Origin of the sequence: Gordonia sp. HS-NH1 (assembly GCF_001418765.1) — a bacterium.
GTDB lineage: Bacteria > Actinomycetota > Actinomycetes > Mycobacteriales > Mycobacteriaceae > Gordonia.
Window position 1 is genome coordinate 1 of sequence record NZ_LIYC01000072.1, and the last position, 212, is coordinate 212.

Annotated in this window: 1 pseudogene; it reads left to right on the forward strand. The window is 67.0% G+C overall.

Features of this window, described 5'->3' with window-relative positions:
- Positions 1-204, forward strand: a pseudogene (locus tag AMD30_RS25610) (HNH endonuclease); the annotation flags it as partial.
- Positions 205-212: the final 8 nt, after the last annotated feature.

Here is a 212-nt window from a genome sequence, read left to right on the forward strand (position 1 = left end):
AAAGCCCCACCGACACCGCGGGTCATCGTGCCCGACCGGCACGGCCGACAACCACGCACGATCACCGAACGAACCGCCGCGAAACACGCGAAGCGGCGAGAAGAACGTGCCCGCAACCAGGCACAGCGCGAAGCGAATCGACATGCCAGGAACGCGGCGGCCAACCGTCAGCCGAAGACCGATGACAACCCGCCGCCGTTCTGAGTGGCTGC